General features: G+C 44.7%; 16 protein-coding genes. 13 read left to right on the top strand and 3 right to left on the bottom strand.

Annotated elements, in window-relative coordinates:
- The first annotated feature begins 61 nt into the window (after positions 1 to 61).
- The 3 genes from A8F94_RS11045 to A8F94_RS11035 all read left to right on the top strand — a co-directional run bounded on the left by A8F94_RS11045 (position 62) and on the right by A8F94_RS11035 (position 4853).
- Entirely contained in the window at positions 62 to 3130 is a 3069-nt protein-coding gene (locus A8F94_RS11045; RefSeq protein ID WP_175384399.1) for an efflux RND transporter permease subunit, read from the top strand.
- Between the two features lie 558 nt (positions 3131 to 3688).
- Entirely contained in the window at positions 3689 to 4327 is a 639-nt protein-coding gene (locus tag A8F94_RS11040; RefSeq protein ID WP_066199745.1) for an SMI1/KNR4 family protein, read from the top strand.
- Between the two features lie 82 nt (positions 4328 to 4409).
- Positions 4410 to 4853, top strand: coding sequence for a hypothetical protein (locus tag A8F94_RS11035; RefSeq protein WP_066199743.1), 444 nt, complete (start codon positions 4410 to 4412; stop codon positions 4851 to 4853).
- 88 nt (positions 4854 to 4941) lie between these two features.
- Here A8F94_RS11035 and A8F94_RS11030 read toward each other — a convergent pair whose 3' ends face one another.
- Both A8F94_RS11030 and A8F94_RS11025 read right to left on the bottom strand, forming a co-directional pair.
- Positions 4942 to 6591, bottom strand: coding sequence for an FAD-binding dehydrogenase (locus A8F94_RS11030; protein ID WP_066199740.1), 1650 nt, complete (start codon positions 6589 to 6591; stop codon positions 4942 to 4944).
- A gap of 296 nt (positions 6592 to 6887) precedes the next feature.
- A complete protein-coding gene (locus A8F94_RS11025; protein WP_066199737.1) occupies positions 6888 to 7790 on the bottom strand; it encodes a nuclease-related domain-containing protein in 903 nt (300 codons plus the stop codon).
- A gap of 178 nt (positions 7791 to 7968) precedes the next feature.
- On the opposite strand from A8F94_RS11025, the gene A8F94_RS11020 reads away from it, so the two are divergent.
- On the top strand, positions 7969 to 8829 hold the full coding sequence (locus tag A8F94_RS11020; protein ID WP_139070071.1) for a hypothetical protein: 861 nt from the start codon (positions 7969 to 7971) through the stop codon (positions 8827 to 8829).
- A 664-nt stretch (positions 8830 to 9493) separates the two neighbouring features.
- Here A8F94_RS11020 and A8F94_RS11015 read toward each other — a convergent pair.
- A complete protein-coding gene (locus A8F94_RS11015) occupies positions 9494 to 10642 on the bottom strand; it encodes a zinc-dependent alcohol dehydrogenase (RefSeq protein ID WP_066199733.1) in 1149 nt (382 codons plus the stop codon).
- A gap of 241 nt (positions 10643 to 10883) precedes the next feature.
- Between A8F94_RS11015 and A8F94_RS11010 the strand changes: the two genes are divergently transcribed.
- The 9 genes from A8F94_RS11010 to A8F94_RS10970 all read left to right on the top strand — a co-directional run bounded on the left by A8F94_RS11010 (position 10884) and on the right by A8F94_RS10970 (position 22362).
- Entirely contained in the window at positions 10884 to 12188 is a 1305-nt protein-coding gene (locus A8F94_RS11010) for an alkaline phosphatase (RefSeq protein WP_066199732.1), read from the top strand.
- 436 nt (positions 12189 to 12624) lie between these two features.
- Complete coding sequence (locus A8F94_RS11005) at positions 12625 to 14979, top strand: glycoside hydrolase family 65 protein (RefSeq protein WP_066199730.1); 2355 nt, start codon at positions 12625 to 12627, stop codon at positions 14977 to 14979.
- Positions 14980 to 15000: 21 nt separating this feature from the next.
- Positions 15001 to 16251 (top strand): extracellular solute-binding protein, encoded by a 1251-nt coding sequence (locus A8F94_RS11000; RefSeq protein WP_066199727.1) that lies wholly within the window; start codon positions 15001 to 15003, stop codon positions 16249 to 16251.
- 192 nt (positions 16252 to 16443) lie between these two features.
- The gene (locus tag A8F94_RS10995) at positions 16444 to 17325 is read left to right on the top strand and encodes a carbohydrate ABC transporter permease (RefSeq protein WP_066199724.1); all 882 of its coding nucleotides are present in this window, start codon (positions 16444 to 16446) and stop codon (positions 17323 to 17325) included.
- The gene (locus A8F94_RS10990) at positions 17322 to 18152 is read left to right on the top strand and encodes a carbohydrate ABC transporter permease (protein WP_254660831.1); all 831 of its coding nucleotides are present in this window, start codon (positions 17322 to 17324) and stop codon (positions 18150 to 18152) included. Before A8F94_RS10995 ends, A8F94_RS10990 begins: the two co-directional genes overlap by 4 nt.
- Positions 18153 to 18599: 447 nt before the next feature.
- The gene (gene pgmB / locus A8F94_RS10985; RefSeq protein WP_066199719.1) at positions 18600 to 19277 is read left to right on the top strand and encodes a beta-phosphoglucomutase; all 678 of its coding nucleotides are present in this window, start codon (positions 18600 to 18602) and stop codon (positions 19275 to 19277) included.
- 65 nt (positions 19278 to 19342) lie between these two features.
- Entirely contained in the window at positions 19343 to 20359 is a 1017-nt protein-coding gene (locus A8F94_RS10980) for a LacI family DNA-binding transcriptional regulator (protein WP_066199714.1), read from the top strand.
- 126 nt (positions 20360 to 20485) lie between these two features.
- Complete coding sequence (locus A8F94_RS10975) at positions 20486 to 20962, top strand: RNA polymerase sigma factor (protein WP_066199713.1); 477 nt, start codon at positions 20486 to 20488, stop codon at positions 20960 to 20962.
- Complete coding sequence (locus tag A8F94_RS10970; protein WP_066199708.1) at positions 20959 to 22362, top strand: hypothetical protein; 1404 nt, start codon at positions 20959 to 20961, stop codon at positions 22360 to 22362. The genes A8F94_RS10975 and A8F94_RS10970 overlap by 4 nt, the downstream gene beginning before the upstream one ends.
- Positions 22363 to 22417 lie beyond the last annotated feature (55 nt).

The raw sequence follows: 22417 nt of genomic DNA, 5'->3' as shown, positions 1-22417 counted from the left end.
TTAGGATAAAGAGGTGGAAAAACCCGCCAGAGCTGGCGAATAAATGGGAATGGGGAAAAGTATGAAAAACATTATTCAATTCAGTATGAAAAATGGGGTCGCTTTGTTGTTGATGGTCGCCTTAATCCTTGGGGGCGGGATTTACTCGGTAAAGGAGATTAATATTGAAAAATATCCCAATATCGATATTCCTTACCTGACAGTAGCAATTCCGTACCCGGGTGCATCGCCTGAGCAGTCAATGAAGGAAATAGGCGAGCCGGTCGAACGAGAGCTCATGAATCTGGAAGGGGTCAAAAATGTCTATACGGATGGCGTTGCCAACGCTGTCTATGCAACGATGGAGTTCGATATGTCCATTAATATGGATGATGCAGAACAGTCGGTCAGGGCGGCAGTCGATAAAGTATCACTTCCTGAAGCTGCTCAGGCGGCTGAATTCATTCGCCAGGGACCGGATGGCGACCCGACGATTTTCTACGTCGGCGCTTACGCAGATGAGGCGAATGCGGATGTCCAGCGCTTTGTAAAAGAAGAGCTTGTCCCTAGGTTTGAAACAATTGAAGGTGTTAGCCAAGTTGATACAGGCGGGCTTGCAGAAAAGAGCGTTCAGGTGCGCTTAATTCCAGAAGAGGCCGCAAAGGTTGGCCTGACACTTGATGCAGTCAAACAAGCAATCTCCGCTAATAATATGGCAATCCCGACTGGGGATGTTTCCTTATCAGATGAAACATTGCCGGTTCGGGTTAGCAAGGAATTAGGATCACTGGAGGATTTGAAGGAAATCACATTGTTTATCCCTGGCAAACAGCCAATCAAGCTTGGTGATGTTGCTAAGATTACCCACGAAAGTGAAAACAAGAGCGATTTTACCCGTATTAACGGAAAAGAAGGCGTCCGCGTTGGCATCGTTGCCGAAGGCGGAGCAAACGTCGTATCGATTGTTGAAAAAGCAAAGGAAGAGTTGAAGGAAGCAGGTACGCCTGCTGGAATCAAGACAGAAATTCTCCGTGACCAATCAGTCGAAATTAAGGACTCTGTTTACTCGATGCTTCGTGAAGCTGTGCTTGGCGCGCTGATGGCTGTTGTTGTTACCTTTCTGTTCCTAAGGAATATCCGTTCAACCATCATTGCAATCATTTCCATACCATTGTCCATTTTTGCATCGTTAACGGTCTTGAATATGCTGGGCTACACCTTGAACATCATGACGCTAGCCGGGATTGCAGTTGCGGTCGGCCGGGTCGTCGATGACTCGATTGTTGTTATTGAAAACGTATTTAGAAGGGTCCGGGCCGCAAAGGAACGCAATGAGGAACTGGTTGAAGCAGCAACCCGGGAAGTGGCCTCCGCAATCACGTCGTCTACGATTACAACAGTCGCGGTCTTCTTGCCAATGGCTTTCGTCCCAGGCGTTGTTGGGAAAATGTTTGCCCCGCTTGCATGGACGATCGTCATCTCGCTGCTATTCTCGTTAGTCGTCGCAATCACGGTCGTGCCGCTTTTTTCAAAATGGTTCTTGTTGAAGCTTTCACCTGTAGAGCACAAGGACGGCTTTATCCAAAAAACGTATCGCCGCTCGCTTGGCTGGGTGCTTAGCCATCGCTTGCTCACATTGGGCGCATCACTCATCTTGCTTGCTGGAAGCGTTGGCTTTATTGCTCCAAAACTTGGCACTACATTCCTGCCGCAGGAGCGCGTCAGCAATTTTGACATCAGCATGACAATGGAAAAAGGCTCATCACCTCAAAAAACAAGCGAAGCAGCCAGCCGCATCGAGGAAATTCTTCTTGAAAAAGACGAGGTAAAGCTGGTCAGCACAAGCGTCAACGGCCAATTCGAGACTGCCTCCATCAATTTTGAGATAAAGGAATCTCTTGAGGACGTTGATGGATTTATTGAAGATTTGCGCGGCGAATTTGCCGAGCTGAATATGGCAAAGGAAATTACCGTCACAGGAGTCGGCGGCATCGCAGGCGGCGGCCAGTCTCAATATGTCCTTATTGTCAACGGCTCAAATTTTGAAGACATCAAATCCGCGAGCCAGGAAATTGTCGGTGAACTGAAGGGAATTGAAGGCATGGCCGATGTCCGCTCCTCGCTAGAAGGGGATGAGCCGGAGATCGTCCTCGATATGGATGATAAGAAGCTTGCCGAAAATGGCCTGATGCCCGCGATGGTTGGAAAAAGCCTGCGCGAACTGATCCACGGCGATGTCGTGACATCGATGACACTTGATGATACAACTACCGACGTTAAACTTGGCTTACAGATGGATACCATTTCTTCACTGGATGAACTAGGTGAACAGCAGGTCACCAACATGATGGGCATGCCAGTAAAATTGAAGGAAATTGGCGAGCTGAAAAAGGCAAGCAGCCGGACTGTCATCACCCACCTGAACAAGAACGAATATGTCATGGTGTTCGCGCAAATTACTGACAGCAATACTGGGGCGGTGACTAAAAAAGCGGACAATGCAATCGCCGGCCTCGACCTTCCTGATACGGTAAACTACTACAAGGAAGGTGCTTCCGCTGTCATGCAGGAAGGCTTTATCAACATGGCGATCGCCATTGCCGTCAGCATCCTGCTCGTTTACCTTGTAATGGTTATCGCGTTCGGTGAAGGCAAAGCGCCTTTCGTCATCCTGTTCTCGATTCCGTTCTCACTGATCGGGGCACTGCTTGGGCTGTTCATTGTCAATGAACCAATCGGGATGCCAGCGATGATTGGCTTGCTGATGCTAAATGGAATCGTCGTAACAAACGCCATCGTTCTCGTTGACAAAGTCAAACAAAATGAAGGCAGCGGACTTGGCGTTCGGGAAGCTTTAATTGAAGCAGGTGCAGTGCGGATCAGACCGATCTTGATGACAGCCATCGCAACAGTTGGCGCGCTCATCCCAATGGCAGTCTCGTCACACGCCGGGATTGTTTCATCCTCGATGGCAGTCGTCGTCATCGGCGGGCTTGCAACCTCAACCTTGCTGACACTGTTTATTGTGCCAGTGCTGTATAGCCTGTTCCATCCGGTGAAAAAAGCAAAGCATGCACAGTCAGGCAGTATGGCTCAATCAACGAAGGGTGCACCTGCTGGAGTTGTCATGACGGCCACGAAGCCATCCTAACTGTAAAACCTGTCACCGTATAGTGGATTTAAATGAATACTCGGAATCAGGAGGAACCAGCCGCCATGGGATACATTGTCCGATGGTGGCTGGCTCTTTTTTTGTTGATTAAAAAGGAGGGGGGAAATCTTACTTTTGCAACTTGCAATCATTATAATTGGCCTCAACCATTACCGGCAGCCTAACTGCCATCCGGGACAGCCATCTGTACTTGGCTTGGTAGCAGAAACAGAATCTCTTCCTGAGAAATTCTGAAATAATTCCAGGCTCTAACTGGAATGTAAATTAAAAAGGGAAAATTTGTTATAATTTATTCATAAGGAAACTGTTATGGACAATTTATGTTACCTAATCAAAGATGAGACTCCAGCCATATATAATGGAAAAACACCTATGTTTTTTCTATTGCAAATTGTACCAGGTTCACCACGCAAATAGAATTGAGTTTAACAGGAAAGCCCGTACCTTCAGATATGAGTTGTTCCTGGGCAATCAATTGTACTTCTTTGCAACAACCGATTCTCAAATATCATTACACAAGTCTAGGAGGCTTAAGCGATGTTAGATTTATCCAAGATTCCTAACTTAATAAAAAACCAACCAGCAAGTGATGGTAAAATTCTTGAGGTGGAAAATCTGCTGGATATTAAACTGCCAACTATATATAAGGGTCTATTAAAACAATCAGATGGGTTTTCAATTGATGGAGGATTAACTATTTACGGTACTGAAGATTTCGTAGAACGAAATGAAACCTGGGAAGTGGCCGATTATGCAACTGGGTATATTTCCATCGGGGATGACGGAGGTGGGAATGTTTTCTTGATGTTGCAAGATTATGACACAACAGAAGTGCTTGTTGTGGATTCCGGAGACATGAACCCTCAAAATGCATCTTTCATTACTTGGGACTTCAGCGGTTGGATTCGTAACGGTTGTTTAACAGAGGAGGACATAGCTGGCGATCAATCTGATTATTGCACTATTTTAATAGATCGTACTCCTCCTGGCGGCCTAAAAGATTTAGCGAGAATAAAGAGGGAACTAGGTATTACTATTTCAACTGCAGAATTGCTAAAAGGTTCAAAAAATCCGCCTTTTATTCTGGCAGAGAACTTTCCATACGGAAAAGCAAGAAAAATGGTAGAGAAGTTAGGTGATACCGGCACTGTGATAAGTTTACGGCACAATAATTGATTCGAAGATTCAACTGCAAAAATATAGAATCGAGCATACATATAAATATGCTCGACTATGTTAATTTTGAAAGAGGTGTTGTATGAAACGAAATACATTTTTAATTACTATAACGCTCTTGGCTGCATTTTTCGCCTACAACTATTTTTCAATAGAACAAACTACTTATGGGGACGTTGTATCAAATTTACTTAAAGATAATGAAACTGTTATAAGAGTGGAAATATCCAAAACGTCATATAATGATAACGCAGTAACTAGTAGAAAAACCGCTATTATTTCTAATGAAGATAGTATAAACCGTTTGTTAAAAGAACCAGTCGATATGGAACTAAAAACACATGATAGAAATCCGGCAATTGTGTATTGGTTGACCTTCTATACTGATGTAGAAGAAATAAAAGGCTTCGACATTATAATGGACAACGAATTGGCACTCATCGGGAAAGAGCAATACCGAATATCCGGCAATAATAAACTCGCTGAGACTATAGAAAATTTACACATAGACTGGGAAACTCATTAAAAGCAGGGAAAACTCTGCTTATTTCTTTCTCGGAACACCATTTAGAACTCTTTGAAATCTTACGGTTTAGCCCCTTGCGTCGGCCCCTTTAACCCAAGTCGGCAATAACCCCGTGCCCAGCCTGTCTCCCGGAAAACAGGCAGCCGCCGAGGAAGGTGCCTTCGAGCGCCCGGTAGCCGTGGACACCGCCACCGCCGAACCCAGCAACTTCGCCTGCTGCATACAGGCCTTTAACAGGTTTCCCGTTAATGCCGAGCACCCGGCCATCAAGGTCAGTCTGGAGGCCGCCGAGCGTCTTGCGGCTGACAATGTTCAGGCGAACAGCAATCAACGGGCCGTTCTTTGGATCGAGCAGTTTATGGGGTTTCGCGACGCGAATTAGTTTATCTCCTATGTAATTTCGTGCGCCTCTTAACGCTGTGATTTGCAGGTCTTTTGTAAAAGTATTGTCCATTTCGCGGTCGCGCGCGATGAGCTGACTTTCGATTTCGTGAAAGTCGATCAGGTTTTCACCGGTCAGTTTGTTCATGCCGGCGACAAGGTCAGGGAGGTTGTCGGCAATGATGAAGTCTTCACCTTTGTCCATGAACGCCTTGACTGGTGCGGCCGGGCCAGGGAGAATACGTGACAGCACCTGGCGGATGTCTTTTCCGGTTAAATCAGGATTCTGCTCCGAGCCAGAGAGCGCGAATTCTTTTTCAATGATTGTTTGAGTCAGGATAAACCACGAGTAGTCGTAGCCGGTTTTCATAATTGTTTCGAGCGTGCCGAGCGTGTCAAAACCGGGGAAGTTCGGTGCCGGAAAACGCCTACCTCTTGCATCAAGCCAAATCGACGACGGCCCCGGAAGAATCCGGATGCCATGGTTCGGCCAGATGGGATCCCAGTTTTTGATGCCTTCGGTGTAATGCCACATCCGGTCACGGTTAACGATTCGGCCGCCTGCCTGTTCGGCGATTTGGAGCATCCGGCCGTCAACGTGCTCTGGGACACCGGAAATCATCCTTTTCGGCGGAGACCCAAGCCGAGTCGGCCAGTTTCTTCTGATAAGCTCGTGGTTGCCGCCAATCCCGCCGCTTGTGACGAGTACTGCCGGTGCTGTGAATTCGAAGCTGCCGATTGCTTCCCGGGAACTTGATTCACCTCGTTTGGCATCACTCGGAACAAGGATTTCGCCTTTGACGCCAGTGACAGATCCGCTTTGGGTGAACAGCTCTGAAACGCGGTGGCGCGGCCGGTAATCGACTAGCCCTTTTGAGATGGCATTGCGCAGTTTTTTCTCGAACGGTTTCACGATACCCGGTCCGGTTCCCCAGACGATGTGGAACCTTGGCACTGAGTTGCCGTGTCCCTCGGCCAGATAGCCCCCTCGCTCGGCCCAGCCAACGACTGGGAAGAATCGTATGCCCATGTTGTAGAGCCATTCCCGTTTTCCTGTGGCTGCCCAGTTTACATATGCTTCTGCCCACTGACGCCCCCAATAGTCTTCTTCCCTGTCAAATCCTGCTGTCCCAAACCAGTCCTGCATCGCGAGTTCCTTTGAATCCTTGATGCCAAGCCGCCGTTGTTCGGGCGAGTTGACAAGGAACAAGCCGCCAAAAGACCACCACGCTTGTCCGCCGAGTGACGCTTCCGGCTCCTGATCCAAGAGCAGCACCTTTTTGCCGGCCTCCGTCAGTTCCCCAGTCGCCACCAGTCCCGCGAGTCCCGCGCCAATTACAATTGCGTCGAAAGTCATAGTGAAAAGCCCCTTTTTGAATACATTAATAGTGTTAAAGGTTCCACAGATTAGGGTGATTTCCTGCATATTCATGTAAAAAATATAGGAAGTTATCGATTAGGAGGCTGCATGAATTGTATTGGTAACGTTTTAGGTGATAAATACTCCAGAAAAGCATCAATAAAGTCTATTGGTAACATTTTAATCTATTTTTATTGGAGAAATGTAACCAATAGATCGTATTGGTTACATTTTGAGAGACAAAAGCGACTAAAATGTAACCAATGAAAATCTGGAAAATCTTTGGTTAGCAATTAACTATAGTAGGACCATCTACTATTCCAGGTTAGTGTAAAGTTTTTTTCTAAAACTCTTCTTATTCTATTTTCAGGTATGATTAGGCACCATTTATGGATAAGTTGTGTTGAGATATTTTCATCTGGAAACAATAACTTCACCTCTTGAACATTCCTCATGATAGCCTCTGCCACTTCTTCCGTTTGTTCGCATTGTAAACAAACTAGCTTATGCCCATAAACCCCGATGTCAAACGAGTGACAATTGCAACAGGTGGGGCCCTTTCTAAGATTGCCGAATTGATACTCAGGAAGTTTTGTATATTCAGATTTTACCTTGTTTAATGAGATCAACTTGTCAGCAAGGTTCCAATGATACTGAGTTAAGGTTGAAGGAATGTTGTTTAATTGATCGGTCAATCGCTTAAGCTGGGTTGGGTAAATGATTGGCTGGTCGAGTGGGGCGTTGTACATGGTGAACGCGGGGTTAACGAACACGGTGGAGGCGTCAATGGGTAAGTGGCATCCGATCTCTTTGAATAATTGGCGGTATAGGCTCTCAATTCGTTTCGTTTGCAGCAGCGGATTATTTTTCTCTGTTCCATTCCTCATGAAAAACTTGTCATCGTTTAAGTAATAGTCGCCTTCAAGATTTTTCACTTCAAAAGGTTTGATAGTTTTTCCAAACAAGATGGTGGAATCGACTTGAAGGTCGGAGTTATTAACTTTGAAGTTTAAGTCACTCAAAACGATACATTGTGCTTGGAGTCCGGATGTCAGTTTTTCAAATTGGATTTCTCCCTCGTATCCCTTGTTTAATCTGTACAGCCGCTGTTTGTCGGATTCCGATAAGTTCATACGTCTGTCCAGATGTTCAAGGATAAGATGTTCCTCAGATTTAGTTCGGGCTTTGTAAAGCATACGCCACATCCTTTATTTATTTTTGATAAGAATGGAAAAATGATAGTATCGAGGGGTAAAAAAGAGGATAATAGAGAAGATTCCTTTTCCATTATACACCACCTTAAATTAAGGGAGAAGATGGAAAGCTATACATAAGAACGCAGGTGACAAAATGTCGGCTCCAGAAGTTTTACTTTTGAAAAAAGAACTTCAAGATAAATTAAATATTACAAATGCCCAACTAGAATCCTACATAAAAACCGGGCTACCTTATTACTCTCTTGGCGAGCAATATCGTTTTCTTGAAAGCGAGATAATGAAGTGGTTAGAGTCCTATGAGCAAGAACGGCTTGAAAGTGGCTTTCTTGATGAAAAAGGCAGGACGCTTGGAGAGTATGTAACAGAGGCAATCGCTCATTCAACATTAAGGATAAGCACGGTACATCTGAATTCTCTAAAAAACAAAGGGATGCCGTATGTAACAGTCGGTAAAAAGGACTTTTTTCATATACAGGACATATTGGATCACTTCAGGGTAGGCGACACGCTGCAAAAGCATGAAATAGAAGAACCTCTAAAAGCCCTTTTAGGCCTGCTTACCATGAACGTTCCTAAAGAAACACCAGTGTTAATCGTTGATGGCTCCTATACCAGACCAAAGGCTGGAACAGGAATTGTTCTTGTGGAAAACTGGGAGAAGGTTACAGGCAAGTCAAATGTTCATAATGTTAAAAATGAAAAATCAGTAACCTGTGAATACATAGCTGTAATAGATGCATTAAGATTAATTAAAAAGCGAAAGTTTACTTCAGCTGTTATACTTACTGACCAAAAGCACTGGACTAAAAACTTTTCAGTTTCTATAGAAAAAGCCGAGAAACCTGTTAAGGGAATAATTCAGCAAGGCAACCAGCTATGGGAGGAAATGAAGGAAACCGTTAAAATCAGATTCGTCGAAGACCTAACCAATGGAAAAAAGAATCCTCTGTACAAAACAGCCCATGAGTTAAGCAGGAATTATAAAAAAGAAACGATTCAAAACCTCCAGTCCAGGTGAAATGTCACCAATAAGGTGTATTGGCACCGTTTCGGGTACAAAGAGCAAGCGAAATGTCATCAATAGGCTGCTGGCACCATTTCGAGCACAGACAAGCCGTCATAGAAGGCTATTCCAACGACTGGGAATAGCCTCTTTTATGCATTCCCCACCGGCCTCAGCGCCGATTTTTCCTTGTACATTTCCTTGTCGGCAAGTTCAAGTATTTCCTCGGCGGTTGCTCCACAGCCAGGTAGATAGTGATAAAGCCCGATGCTGGCGGAAAGGCGGAAGTCCGAATTGGAGGTTAAGTTGAAAACGTATGTATATGGAAAATCGCGCTGTTATACGTTGTTGACTGATGGACTAAGAACTATTGATAACGTTTCGAGCTCTAGGAACGTTCAAAATGTAACCAATAATGTGTATTGGTAACGTTTCAAGCTTTGGAGAGGTCTAAAATGTAACCAATAACCTGTATTGATAACGTTTTAGGCTTTGCAGACGTTCAAAATGGCACCAATAACGTGTATTGGCAACGTTTTGGGCACTCGAGAGGTTCAAACTGGTACAAATGAGTTTTTTTTAAGGGGAGCCTACTAGCCGATCGCAAATCAGCAGGTATGAACCATTAAAAAGGGCTGTCCCAAGTTTTCATTTAGGACAGCCTCTTTCTTTAAGAGAATTAAGGTTTCAGGATAACCTTGACGACCTCATCTTCATGGTCATGGAAAATTTGGTACGCCTTGGCGGCATCGTCAAGCGGAACCTTGTGAGTGATGATTTCAGTCGGGTCAAATTCGCCATTCGTAATTTTATCAAACAGCATCGGCATATAATGGATGACCGGTGCCTGTCCAGTTTTAACGGTAAGGTTCCTTTCCCAAATATGCCCTAGCGGGAATGCGTTATACAGTGCACCATAAGCGCCAGTCACCTGGATTGTTCCAAACTTCTGGACCGCGTTCATAGCAATTTGGATTGGGCCAAGCGTACCACCCTGGAGCTTCAGTTTTTGCTGAACTTTTTCGATCGGTGATTTCTTTCCGTCCATCCCGACGCAGTCAATAACAACCTGTGCACCGCCATTTGTCAGCTCACGCAGGAACTTCCCAGCTTCAATTTCACCGTCATGGTCATCAAAATTGTAAATTTCAACATTGTTCATCGTTTTTGCCTTCATTAAGCGGTATGGTACATTGTCCACCGCGATGACACGCTCTGCACCGTGCATCCAGGCGAATTTTTGCGCCATCAAACCGATGGGGCCGCAGCCAAGGACAATAACGGTATCACCCTTTTTCACCCCGGCATTCTCAACGCTCCACCATGCAGTTGGCAGCACATCCGACATGAACAGAAGAGCATCATCCTCAAGCTCACACGATTCAGGAATTACGAATGGCATGAAATTCCCGTACGGCACGCGCAAATATTCAGCTTGTCCGCCCGGGTAATTCCCATACCGTTCTGTAAAACCGAAATAAGCTGCCGAATCCAGGAGCGGGTTCGGATTCGAATTATCGCACTGGCTCTCCATATCGTGCTGGCAGAAAAAACAATCGCCGCAGGAAATGTTGAACGGAATGATAACCCGGTCGCCCTTCTTCACCTTCGTGACCTCAGGCCCAACCTCCTCGACAATTCCCATTGGCTCATGGCCAATCACATAGCCAGGATGAGTCGGCAATGCACCTACATAAATATGCAAATCCGACCCACAGATTGCTGTCGATGTAATCCGGACAATAATATCATCCGGCTTTTCAATCCTTGGATCATCTACATTCTTTACTTGAATATCTTTTGCACCTTGAAATGTAACGGCCTTCATGTCATACCTCCTAATCTTGATTCATTTCCTCTTTACCCGTAATTTTCACGTATATGTTCTTATTATTTGGAAAAATGGGTCGATACCATCAGGAATAAGTCTAACGAACTAAGAAAGGCTATACTCATAGTCTGAAACTCCTCTTTTTGTCTGTTTACTGAATATTTACCAATGATTAACGGGTTTTTCACACGAACTTTCTATACTGGATGCGTACTACATAACCAGGAGGGATAAGTAAATGAAAAAAACGGTTAAGAAAGCATTATCTGTAGCAGCAATTTCAGCAATGGCAATTGGCGCATTTGCAGGAACATCGTTTAATGGCAATAGTGCCGAAGCCGGAAGTACGTACAATCCAAAAGGAAAAGCAAAAAATGTGATTTTCATGATCCCGGACGGCTACTCTGCGTCATACGCAACCAATTACCGATGGTTTAAGGGTGAAGAGAGCGCTATGGATTCCATCCTGGTAGGAATGCACCGTACATACTCAGCGAACTCAAAAGTAACCGATTCTGCGGCAGCTGGCACCGCGATGGCAACTGGTGTCAAAACAAATAATGGTATGATCAGCACCTCGCCAGATGGCGAAGAACTAAAAACAATTCTTGAGACTGTTGAGGAAAAGGGAAAGGCAACCGGGCTTGTTGCCACATCAACAATCACACACGCTACACCAGCTGTATTCGCGTCCCACGTACCTACTCGTGCAGATGAAGCAGGAATTGCTCCGCAGCTGATTGAGAATGGTGTAGACGTCATTCTTGGCGGCGGTAAAAGATACTTCCCAGACGCCTTATTAACTGAAGCGAAACAAGATGGGTACAATGTAGTATCCGATAAATCAGCACTTGCCAGTTCTGTGGGCAAGTCCGATAAATTGATTGGCCTGTTTGCCAGCGATGCGCTCGCACCTGAACTGGATCGTGATGAGACAAATGAGCCGAGCCTGGCTGAAATGACCCAATCTGCATTGGATGTACTGAAAAAAGACAAAGACGGCTTCTTCCTGATGGTTGAAGGCAGCCAAATTGACTGGGCCGGCCACGACAATGATGCCGCCTGGGCAATGAAGGATTCGGAAGCGTTCGAAAAAGCAGTTGAGAAGGCCCTTGCCTTTGCCAAAAAAGACAAGAATACTCTTGTAGTCATTGCTGGTGACCATGACACTGGCGGCATGTCCGTCGGCAATGCCAATGTAGAAGTTCTTCGAAATATAACTGCAACTGGCGACTTTATGGCAAGCAAGCTTGATGCTAACCGCAGCAATGTTAAGAATGTTGTTAAACAGTACACTGGCCTAGACGTGACTGATGCAGAAGCCGCAAAGATTCAGTCTGCCAAGGATGCAGGAATCGCGATTAACCAACTAGTCTCCGAACGTGCACGTGTAGGCTGGGCAACCACCGACCACACTGGTGTTGATATCCCGGTATACGCTTTCGGGCCAGGTGCTGACCTGTTCCGTGGCTTGCTTGAAAATACCGACTTCCCAGAACTCATGGCTGAAGCAATGAAGCTTAAGTACGGCAAGCAAAAATAAAGGACTCAGTTCTTTTTTAGAAAAAAAACACTCCTTTACCTACAGGGCATCGCTGCATGAGCGATGCTCCTTTCTTGTTTTTAAGAAGAATGTGTTAAAGATGGACGGACTTAAAAGGCTTGAACTTTTTGCATAATTCCAACTTGTATATACACTTTAGATTTAAAAAGTTGACATTCTTAATTTCTGAAAATATACTTAACTTGTGAGCGTATCTAAAACGTTTTCGTTAAGTAAATAATCATGTGGCTGGAATCATAATTCCTTATTCTAAAAGAAAACAATACTAGCCATGTAGAGTAGCTTTTATTTTTTAAGAAGAAACTAAAACGTTTTAGTGTAAACGCTGACAAAAATGTGCCGTGTCGTGTTGCGTACTAACCACCTTTTTTGCCACTGGTCTAAAACGTTTTTGGAAAGGGAAGGGTTTAACAACATGATGAAGTATAACTTAGGAACAGGAGAATATCAGAACTGGATTGTCTCTGATGTTGGATTTTCCACTGATACTCTAGGAAAAAGCGAATCTATTATGTATCTAGGCAACGGATACATGGGCTTACGCTCATCCATGGAAGAACCTTATCTCCAGGAAACGAGAAACCTGTTTATTGCAGGAACCTTCAACAAGTTTGATGAATATGAAGTGACCGAACTGCCGAACATTGCGGATGTAACAAGATTGGACATTCGGGTTGACGGCCAGCGCTTCAGTCTTGAATTCGGCGAAACAAAAGAATATGTCAAGCAGCTTAATTTAAAAACAGCTGAACTGACAAGAAGCTTCATATGGACTTCGCCAAAAGGAAAACAGCTTCGTTTCCAGTTTAGGAGATTTGTATCACTCGATAATCTTCATCTTATTGGTAAGAAGATTGAAATTGAAGCTTTGACTGATCCCGTCTCAATTGTTATCGATTCCGGAGTCAATGCACAAATGACAAATTCAGGTTCGCAGCATTTTCATGAAGGTGAAAAAAGGATTTTTGACAAGAAATTTGTTCAATCCATCCAGACGACGACAGAAACAAAAATTGATGTGGTGGTAAACACAGTACACAAACTTAGCGTAAACGGTAATGAAGTAAAAAATGAACCGTTGATGGTGATGGATCGCCGGAAGGTATGGCTGCAATTTAAAGCAGAACTCCAGCCAAACGATTGTCTCTCACTTGAAAAGCTATCGACGGTACATACGAGCCGTGACAAGGATTTTTCATCCTCCAGTGACAGCTATAGCCTTGCCGAATTGAGGGAAAGGTCCCTAGCAAACTTGCAAGCCGCATACGCAAAAGGCTATGAATTTTTATTTTTGGACAGCAAAGCTGCATGGGAAGAAAAGGTTTGGAAAAAATACAATTTCACCCTAAAAAGTGACGAGCCCTACGACATACTTGCTCTGAGATTTGCACTCTATCACCTGACAATCATGACACCTGCCCACGATGAACGAATGGGTATCGGTGCCAAGGCGTTGAGCGGCGAGGGCTATAAAGGCCACTCATTCTGGGACACAGAAGTGTTCATTCTTCCGTTCTTCATCTACTCGAACCCGGAAGTAGCAAAATCACTCTTGAAATACCGCTATCATGGGCTTGCAGGAGCAAGGAAGAAAGCACTTGAAAACGGCTATGAAGGTGCAATGTATCCCTGGGAAGCAGCATGGCCGACGGATGGAGAGGTAACTCCTATATGGGGGGCTGTTGATATCGTTACCGGTGAGCAAACGAAAATTTGGTCCGGTTTCATTGAGCAGCATATTACGTCAGACATCGCCTATGCTGTATGGCAATACTACAAAATTAGCCATGACCAGGATTTCATGGACAACTATGGCTATGAAATGATTTTTGACACAGCGAGATTCTGGGCGAGCCGGCTTGAATGGAACGAAGAAAAGCAGGAGTACCATATCAACAATGTTGTCGGGCCGGACGAGTACAAAGAGCATGTTGACAATAATGCATTTACAAATCATATGGCCCACTTCAATATCGAGCTTGCAATAAACTATTATGAAGAACTGAAGAAAACCAACCCTGGCATTTTGGAAGGGCTGCAAGGACGGTTAAACTTGGCCGATTCCTATCTCCTTTGGAAGGACAAGGTAGAAAAGATTTACCTGCCGCAGCCTAGAGAAGAGGATTTGGTCATTCCTCAGGATGACACATATTTAAACAAGAAAAAAATCAATCTAGAAAAATACAAAAATCAAACCAAGGTTGGAAGCCTTTTCCTCGACTACAACCTTGAACAAGTAAATGAAATCCAGGTATCCAAGCAGGCCGATACCATGATTTTGTTCCTGCTTCTTGAAAACAGGTTCAGCCAGGAAGTCAAGCAAGCCAATTTCAATTACTATGAGCCAAAGACACTGCATGATTCATCATTAAGCTTGTCAACCCATGCCATTCTTGCAAACGACCTTGGTGATACAGACATGGCCTATTCCCTTTTCAGGCGTGCGGCAGAAATCGACCTTGGCCCGGCTATGCATACATCTGACGCAGGTGTCCATGCAGCCTCCATGGGCGGCATTTGGCAGGCGGTTGTCCTTGGCTTCGGTGGAGTGAGGATGCTAGATGGCAAGCTTCGCATCAACCCGCGCCTTCCAAAGCAATGGAACGAGTTAAACTTTACCATTCACTGGCAAGGAAGCCCGCTCCATGTTCACATCGATCAAGAGTCGTTACACATCAAGTATGAGAATGATTCCACTGTAGAGATTGAGGTTTTTGGAAAAAGCTACACATTTACCGGCGAAACAGCGATTGCGTACGCGGGTAAATAAAAAATATATGGGGGTATCTAAATGAAAAAGTTTGCTGCTTTTGCTCTTGCAACATCCCTGATGGTTGGCCTTGCTGCCTGCAGTTCATCAGGTGAAAATTCATCGGGTTCATCAAAGAAAGATGAAATTACTCTTGCTGTATGGGGCTCTTCTCCAGCCGAAACAAATGCACTTGAAGCAACAATCAAAAGCTTTGAAGAATCATCAGGCAAGGATGTAAAGGTAGAAGTGATTCAGGATAATTTCCTTGATACCATTACATCAAGATTCGCAGCCAAAAATGCTCCAGATGTATTTTATATGGAAGCATATGCCGCACCTCGCTTCATTAAGTCTGGCGTCCTGACTGATATTTCAGGTGATATTAAAAACCAGGATGATTTCTATACACCTCAACTTGATGCTTTCAAAGATGATGAGGGCAAATTGTATGCTGTGCCAAAAGATTATTCAACACTTGCACTCTATGTAAATACAGATCTATTAACAAAAACGGGCTTTAACGTAGAAGATATTCCTTCAGATTGGGAAGGCCTCCTTGCTTTCTCGAAACAAGTCCAGGCCAAATTGGATAAAGGGCAGGCAGCCATGGTCGTCGATAACACACTGGCACGCCATTTGAGCTCATTGCTTGCAGCTGGCCTGAATCCTGTTAAAGAAGATGGAAATGCAGACTTCACTTCAAATCCGGAAGCTCTTAAGTATCTGCAATCCCTTGTTGATGGACAAAAAGAAGGCTATCTTGCCCATCCAAAAAATGATTTGGGCGTTGACTGGGCAGGAGCAGCATTTGGAACGAACAAAACAGTCTTCATGATCGAAGGAAACTGGGTGCTGAGTGCCCTAAAAGCGGACTACAGTGACGTAAAATATGAAGTCCTGCCAGCTCCGACAATAAACGGCAAACAGCAGACGATGACCTTTACAGTTGGCTATGCGATCTCAAAGGATACAGACAATAAAGAAGGCGCTGTTGAATTTATCAATTACATGACTGGCGATGGACTGAAGCAATGGAGCGAAGGCTCTGGTACATTGCCTTCACGCGCATCGGTTGCCGAAGAAATGAAAGTAACCGAAGATCCAGTCCTGAAGCCGCATGTTGATGGCGCTGAATATGGTACGGTTTGGTCTTCCGGCGTAACCCTGCCTGTTATTTCCCAGTCGTTTGACAACCAGTTCCTTGCCGCACTCAACGGTGACAAATCCGTTGAACAAGCAATGAAAGACGCAGAAAAAGAAGCAAACGACGAAATTGCTAGACAGCAGTAAGAGTTCAGAGTAACGAGTTCAAGGACAAACCGTCATGTCGGAAGTGTGACAATGTCCTTGCGCAACGAGTTCAAGGAATAAAGAAAAGTGGAAGCGCCAGTTTAGCGCAGACGCAGCAATACTAGTAATCCCAAGGGGGCGGGGACGTTTTCCTGCCCCTATCTACTTCTCTTGAAATAAGAGGTGAAAAAAATGGCCAAGAAGCGCCTTCATAACGTGCAGGGGTATTCATTCATGGCACCTGCATTGGTTGCAATTTTTGTGTTTACACTGATTCCGATTCTCTATGCGTTTTTTCTGATGTTCTTTAAAGTCGATATTCTGTCAGGTGCCAAGACGTTTATTGGACTCGATAACTTTAGAAAAATATTTGAGGACCCCAAGTTCTGGGCCTCGTTCAAAAATACATTCCGATATGTAGTATTCGTGGTTCCTATCCAGACCACCCTTGCTCTTATCCTCGCCGCCTTTTTGAACACGAAAGTGAAATTCAGCAGAGCCTTCCTGACGATTATGTTTATCCCGACTTTAACGTCATCCGCGGCCATGACACTCATTTTTATGTGGCTTTTCAATAACAACGGTTTGGTTGTAAACTTAATTGATGATATTTTCGGAGTAAGGATGCACTTCATTACAGACCCAAGCCTTGCCCTGACAGTCATTATGATTATGAATATTTTCTCAACGATCCCCCATTTCATGATTGTCTTCCTGTCAGGTTTGCAGGACATCCCGGAAAGCTTATATGAAGCAGCTTCTCTGGACGGTGCTTCTTCTTTCCAAAAGTTCCGTCATGTCACCATCCCTCAAATCGCGCCTATTACATTTTATGTTTTAACAATGGGAATTGTGGGCTGTTTTCAAATTTTTGACCAAGCCTTTATTTTATCGAATGGAACCGGCGGGCCGCAGAATTCCACGCTGACGTTCTCGCTTTATATTTATCAACTGGCGTTCAATAGCAATGATATGGGCCGTGCAACTGCCTTGGCATTCGTATTGGGAACCATCATCTTCCTTGTAACTTACACTGTCAATAAAATATTAAAAGCAGATGAGGTGAATGGATGATGGTAAAGAAAAATACTAAATTGAAAGCTATAGTATACACTCTGTTAATATTTTATTGCTTATTAACGTTAGTCCCATTTGCCTGGAGTATCCTGACTTCCTTTAAGACGACCGCTGAAATTGCTGGGGGCGGGACATTCCTCCCGCAGGAATGGAGTACGAGCGGTTATCAAAAAGTGTTTGATTCCCAGCTTCCAACATGGGTCATGAACTCACTGATTGTTGCCCTTGTCACAACTTTAATAAATCTTGTCGTAAATACAATGGCAGGATATGCGCTGGCTCGGATCGATTTTAAAGGACGCAAGCTTCTGTTTAGTTTCCTGCTTGCTTTGATCATGGTCCCTGCCCAGGTAACGATGATTCCTCTCTATATTGTCATTACGAATCTGGGGCTTGTCGACACCCATGCTTCAATTGTCCTCACGATGATGTTCAATATTGCGTACATCTTCATGATGAGGCAGTTCTTTATCAATTTCCCAAGGGATGTTGAAGAAGCCGCAACAATGGACGGGCTTACGAAAATCGGGACTTTCTTCAGAATTGTCCTGCCAAACGCGAAGGCTGCTGTTGCAACTCAGGCAGTATTTGTTTTCATGGGTGTTTGGAATGAATTTATGAAGCCGCTTCTGTTCATTTCCAGCCCGGATAAATATATGCTCACTCAGGGATTGAATGCTCTTGCAAAAACATTCAGGAACGCAACCGCCTGGGATGTCATCATGGCAGGTGCAATCGTGTCGATTATCCCGATTTTCATTATTTACATCGTGCTGAACAAATACTTCATAACCACCAATGACCAGACTGCTGGGATAAAATAGAAGTGTTGATGATAGTGTAGTTTTCACTCTAAGTTCTTGGTTTTAATATAAAGAACAAGTTGATTGAAGTGGAAATGTGTCCAATAGATTGTATTGGCATCGTTTTGGGTACCGGAGACAGGTGAAATGTGTCCAATAAATTGTATTGGCATCGTTTTGGGTAGCGGAGACAATCGAAATGTGCCCAATAGATTGTATTGGCATCGTTTCGGGTACTGGAGAGAATCGAATGTGTCCAATAGGTTGTATTGGTATCTTTCGGGTACCCGAGACTCCTGCGGGACAAGCAAGACAGGCTCACCGCATGCCCCGCGGAAAGCGAGCATCCTCGAGACAGGCAAAAAGCACCTGTCTCTGCGATGAATATTCTAAGGAGCTTCCCTTTGTGCAGTGGAAATCAACAAACTTCTTTTGGTGAAGAACTTCTTAGTAAAAAAGTTATAAAGGATGGGAGAAATGGTAAAAGCAATTATTTTCGACCTGGATGGAGTAATTGTCGATACAGCGGAATGGCATTATCTGGCCTGGAAGGAACTGGCGAACAGTATCGGCATCGATTTTAGCAGGGAATTTAATGAAGAGCTCAAAGGAATCAGCCGGATGGAGAGCCTGGAAAAAATCCTCGAGCATGGCGGAGTGGCCGGTAAGTACAGCAATGCGGAGAAAATTGAGCTTGCGACAGTGAAAAATGCCAACTATGTCCAGCTCCTTTCCGAAATGAAGCCGGATGATATTTTTCCTGGAATTAAAGAATTCCTTGAACAGTTAAAAGAAAACAACATAAAGATTGGCCTTGCCTCCGCAAGCAAAAATGCACCGGCCATCTTGGATTACCTGGAGATTACGGACTACTTCGAAACAGTCGTCAATCCGGATGAAGTGGCCAAAGGAAAGCCTGCTCCTGACATTTTTCTGCGTGCAGCTGAAAAGCTTTCCGTACATCCTTCCGAATGCATTGGGATTGAGGACGCGACCGCGGGAATTCAAGCAATCAAGGACGCTGGAATGTATGCGGTTGGAGTCGGTACGAAGGAAGTCATGGTAGAAGCAGGGGCAGACCTTGTGCTGGAAGACACAGCCGAGCTCGATTTGCAATCACTGAAAAGAAAATTTTTGGAAAAATAATAGATTGACACTGCTTGTGTTATCCGATACTTTGAAAAAAAGCGTACATGAAAGAAGGGTTGATGTTGGCTACCATTAAAGATGTGGCAAAAGAAGCTGGGGTTTCGATAAGCATTGTTTCCAAAGCTTTCAACAACTACCCGGATGTTAGTGAAAAGACGAAGAAGCGAATTCTTGAAGTAGCAAAGAAATTGAATTATTCCCCAAACATTGTCGCTAAGAATCTATCGTCGAAAAAAGCTTACACAATCGGGCTGATCACATCGGGATTTATTGACAGCGGCGTAAAGGATAGCAATAACTCATTTCAGCTATTTAAAGGTGTTTATACAGCGGTCGAGCAAAATGAGTATGAGCTGGCTATCTATATGATTGATTCCCAAAAGCAAAAAAAGAAGAGTTATGCCGCTTTTTGCAGGGAACGGAATATTGGCGGAGCAATCCTTGTAGGAGTCCGGACCGATGATCCTTTCTTTCTTGAATTGATTGGTTCTCATTTCCCGTGTGTTCTCGTGGACGTGAAAATCGCAATGGACAGTGAATATATCGGAAGTGTATCAACCGATAACATGGCTGCCACGAAGGAAATGGCGCTGCATTTGCTGAGGCAGAACCACAAAGATATCGTTGTGGTTGCAGGGAAGGCAGAAGCCTGGGTAAACAGCGAACGCCTTGCCGGGGTAAGGGAAGCAATGAAGGAATTTGGAATGGCTTTACGTGAAGAAGATATTATACATGCAGATTTTACCGAGGAAAAGGCATATGAACTCACTGTGGATTTTTTGAAAAACAGAAAGCCGTCCGCCTTCCTGTGCTTCAGTGACCTAATGGCTCTTGGCGTCATAAAAGCTGTCAAGGAAGCGGGCTTAAGAATTCCGGAGGATGTGTCGATAACTGGTTTCGATGGGCTCCTAATTAGCGAATTCACCCAGCCGGCCTTAACTACGATTGAACAGGATTTCTTTGAAATGGGCAGGCAAGCGGCACTTATGCTGCAGCGCATAATCAATGGCAACGCCGAAGAAACCAGCATCCAGGTAGACTACAAGTTTATTGCAAGAGACAGTGTGCGTGACTTTTAATAAAATGACTAACTATTTGGGCGTATCCCTTAAACGGGGATATGCTTTTTTATTTTGATTTTTTTATAAAATTTTCCAACCCTTTCCCCGAATTTATTGTCTAATAGAAATAAAGGGGGCGAGGGGTTGCCGACAGAGACAGAACATCAGCTGATTAGCACGATCTATGAACATAAACATTACTTCACCCGCATCGCCAGGCGGTTCCTCCGCTCGGATGCTGATGTGGAGGATGCAGTCCAGGAAATGATTTTTAAAGCCTTCAAATCTAGTAGAACATTAAAAGAACCCAACTATATGAAAACCTGGCTGACGAGGATCCTGATTAATCAATGCAATGACATCATTCGAAAACGCCCACCGATACAAAGCCACGCATTAAAGGAGCCCGGCGGCGATGATGCCAATTTTCATAAAACCGAAATCCGCCAGCTCTTTGACATGTTGAATCCGGGGCTGAGGTTGATTGCAATCCTGTTCTATTACGAAGAGATGACACAAAAAGAGATTGCTGTACTTCTGAATATGCCGATTGGGACAGTAAAATCCAAGCTGTTTGATGCACGGGCCGAGCTAAGGAAAATGCTTGGGGAAGGGAAGTGAGCAAAGTGAACGAGAAAGAATTTGACGAGTATATAAAAACTCGAATCAAGGAGGAAGAATGCTATGATACAAAGCCGATACCAGATGGGGTAGTGGAAACGGCCATCCGAAAAGCGAAATCGGACGCTCGAGGAAAAAGGCGGTTGCCTGGCCTTCTTCTGTCAGCAGTTATACTTGTTCTTTCAGTCACAGCTAGCTTGTACTCCCTTTTTCAAAAAGAAGAAATGTCGCTTGTGGCAGATGAGTCAGCAGTGGTGAAACAGCCGGGGCCAAAGGTTGATGTTGCGAAGACAAAGGCTGAGCTCGCTGCCCAGGGGTTTGCGGTCATACGTGAAGGGCTTCCGGCTTCCGAAGACACTAAATCAATGAAAATGAGTGATATTGCCATCAACTCTGGCCTCAAGGACTATATGTTCAACAGTGACACGGTTGTGAAGGGGCGGGTGCTTGGCACGCGGTCGTATATTGATGAGGATATGGCATTCACCGAAGTCAAGCTGCTCGTGGAGTACAGCCTTGCAGGAGAAGCGGAAAAAGGCGACATCCTCACCTATGTTTCGTCGGGCGGAGTAATCAGCAGGTATGATTTTAATAAAATTCACGGAATCGATGAGAAGTTCAATATAACTGAGGAAGAGATGGAAGCGGCAAAAAAGGAGCTGGTTGCGGCAACGTTCATGCAAGAGTTGGTTTATCCTGATGACGAGTTATACGTCTTTTCCAGTGGTTCTCGGAAACTGCCTGCCACTGGCGAGGTTGTTCCATGGATGGGCTTTCGAATCAATGTAACCGGCGGAAACATTCATGAAGCCGAGGTGCATTTTGAACTGGCTGAAACAGCAGCCTACAAGGAACTTGCCCTAATGGAATCTCTTACGGAACTCAGCAACACGCTGGAGAGGTTGGCCATGGAGAAAGCGGGTTATTCAACAGAGGCTGCGCGAGAAGCAGCTTACGAGTCGCTTACAGACATTGAGGAGGCGGGCGTCAAGGATTGGAAATCAGCCCAGGTGTTGTATCGGTCCAAAGGCGCATACATGAAGCACAGCAGACCGGAGCAGGAAGTAATCCAGGTCCAGTTTGAGGGAACAATGCCAATCACCGTGTATTTGCGCGGCGAGGACTTGAAGATTTATGAAAAGATGACTATCGTCCACATGGTTGAATACAGCATGCTGAAAGACGACCTTCGGAGTGGACGGGAGTTTGAATTTGCGTACGGGGACTCAATGTGGGGCGTCTATCATGAGCCTGAAGGATGGGTGATTGTCCGGGGGCTTGACCGCTACAGCGAATATTATGCCGACATCGAGGCGATGTTTGCCAACGCCAGGATTGATGGGAAACGGTTGGAGGAGATTTTGGGCGCCGAGGAAACAGAAATTACGGTGATGTACTAGGTGTTTTGACTTTATCAGATCGCCATGGTTTCGGGCTTACTCTAAAAAAAGGGAA

Source organism: Bacillus sp. FJAT-27225 (assembly GCF_001685025.1).
Classification (GTDB): Bacteria; Bacillota; Bacilli; order Bacillales; family Cytobacillaceae; genus Bacillus_D.
This window is presented reverse-complemented; position numbering and strand designations above follow the sequence as displayed.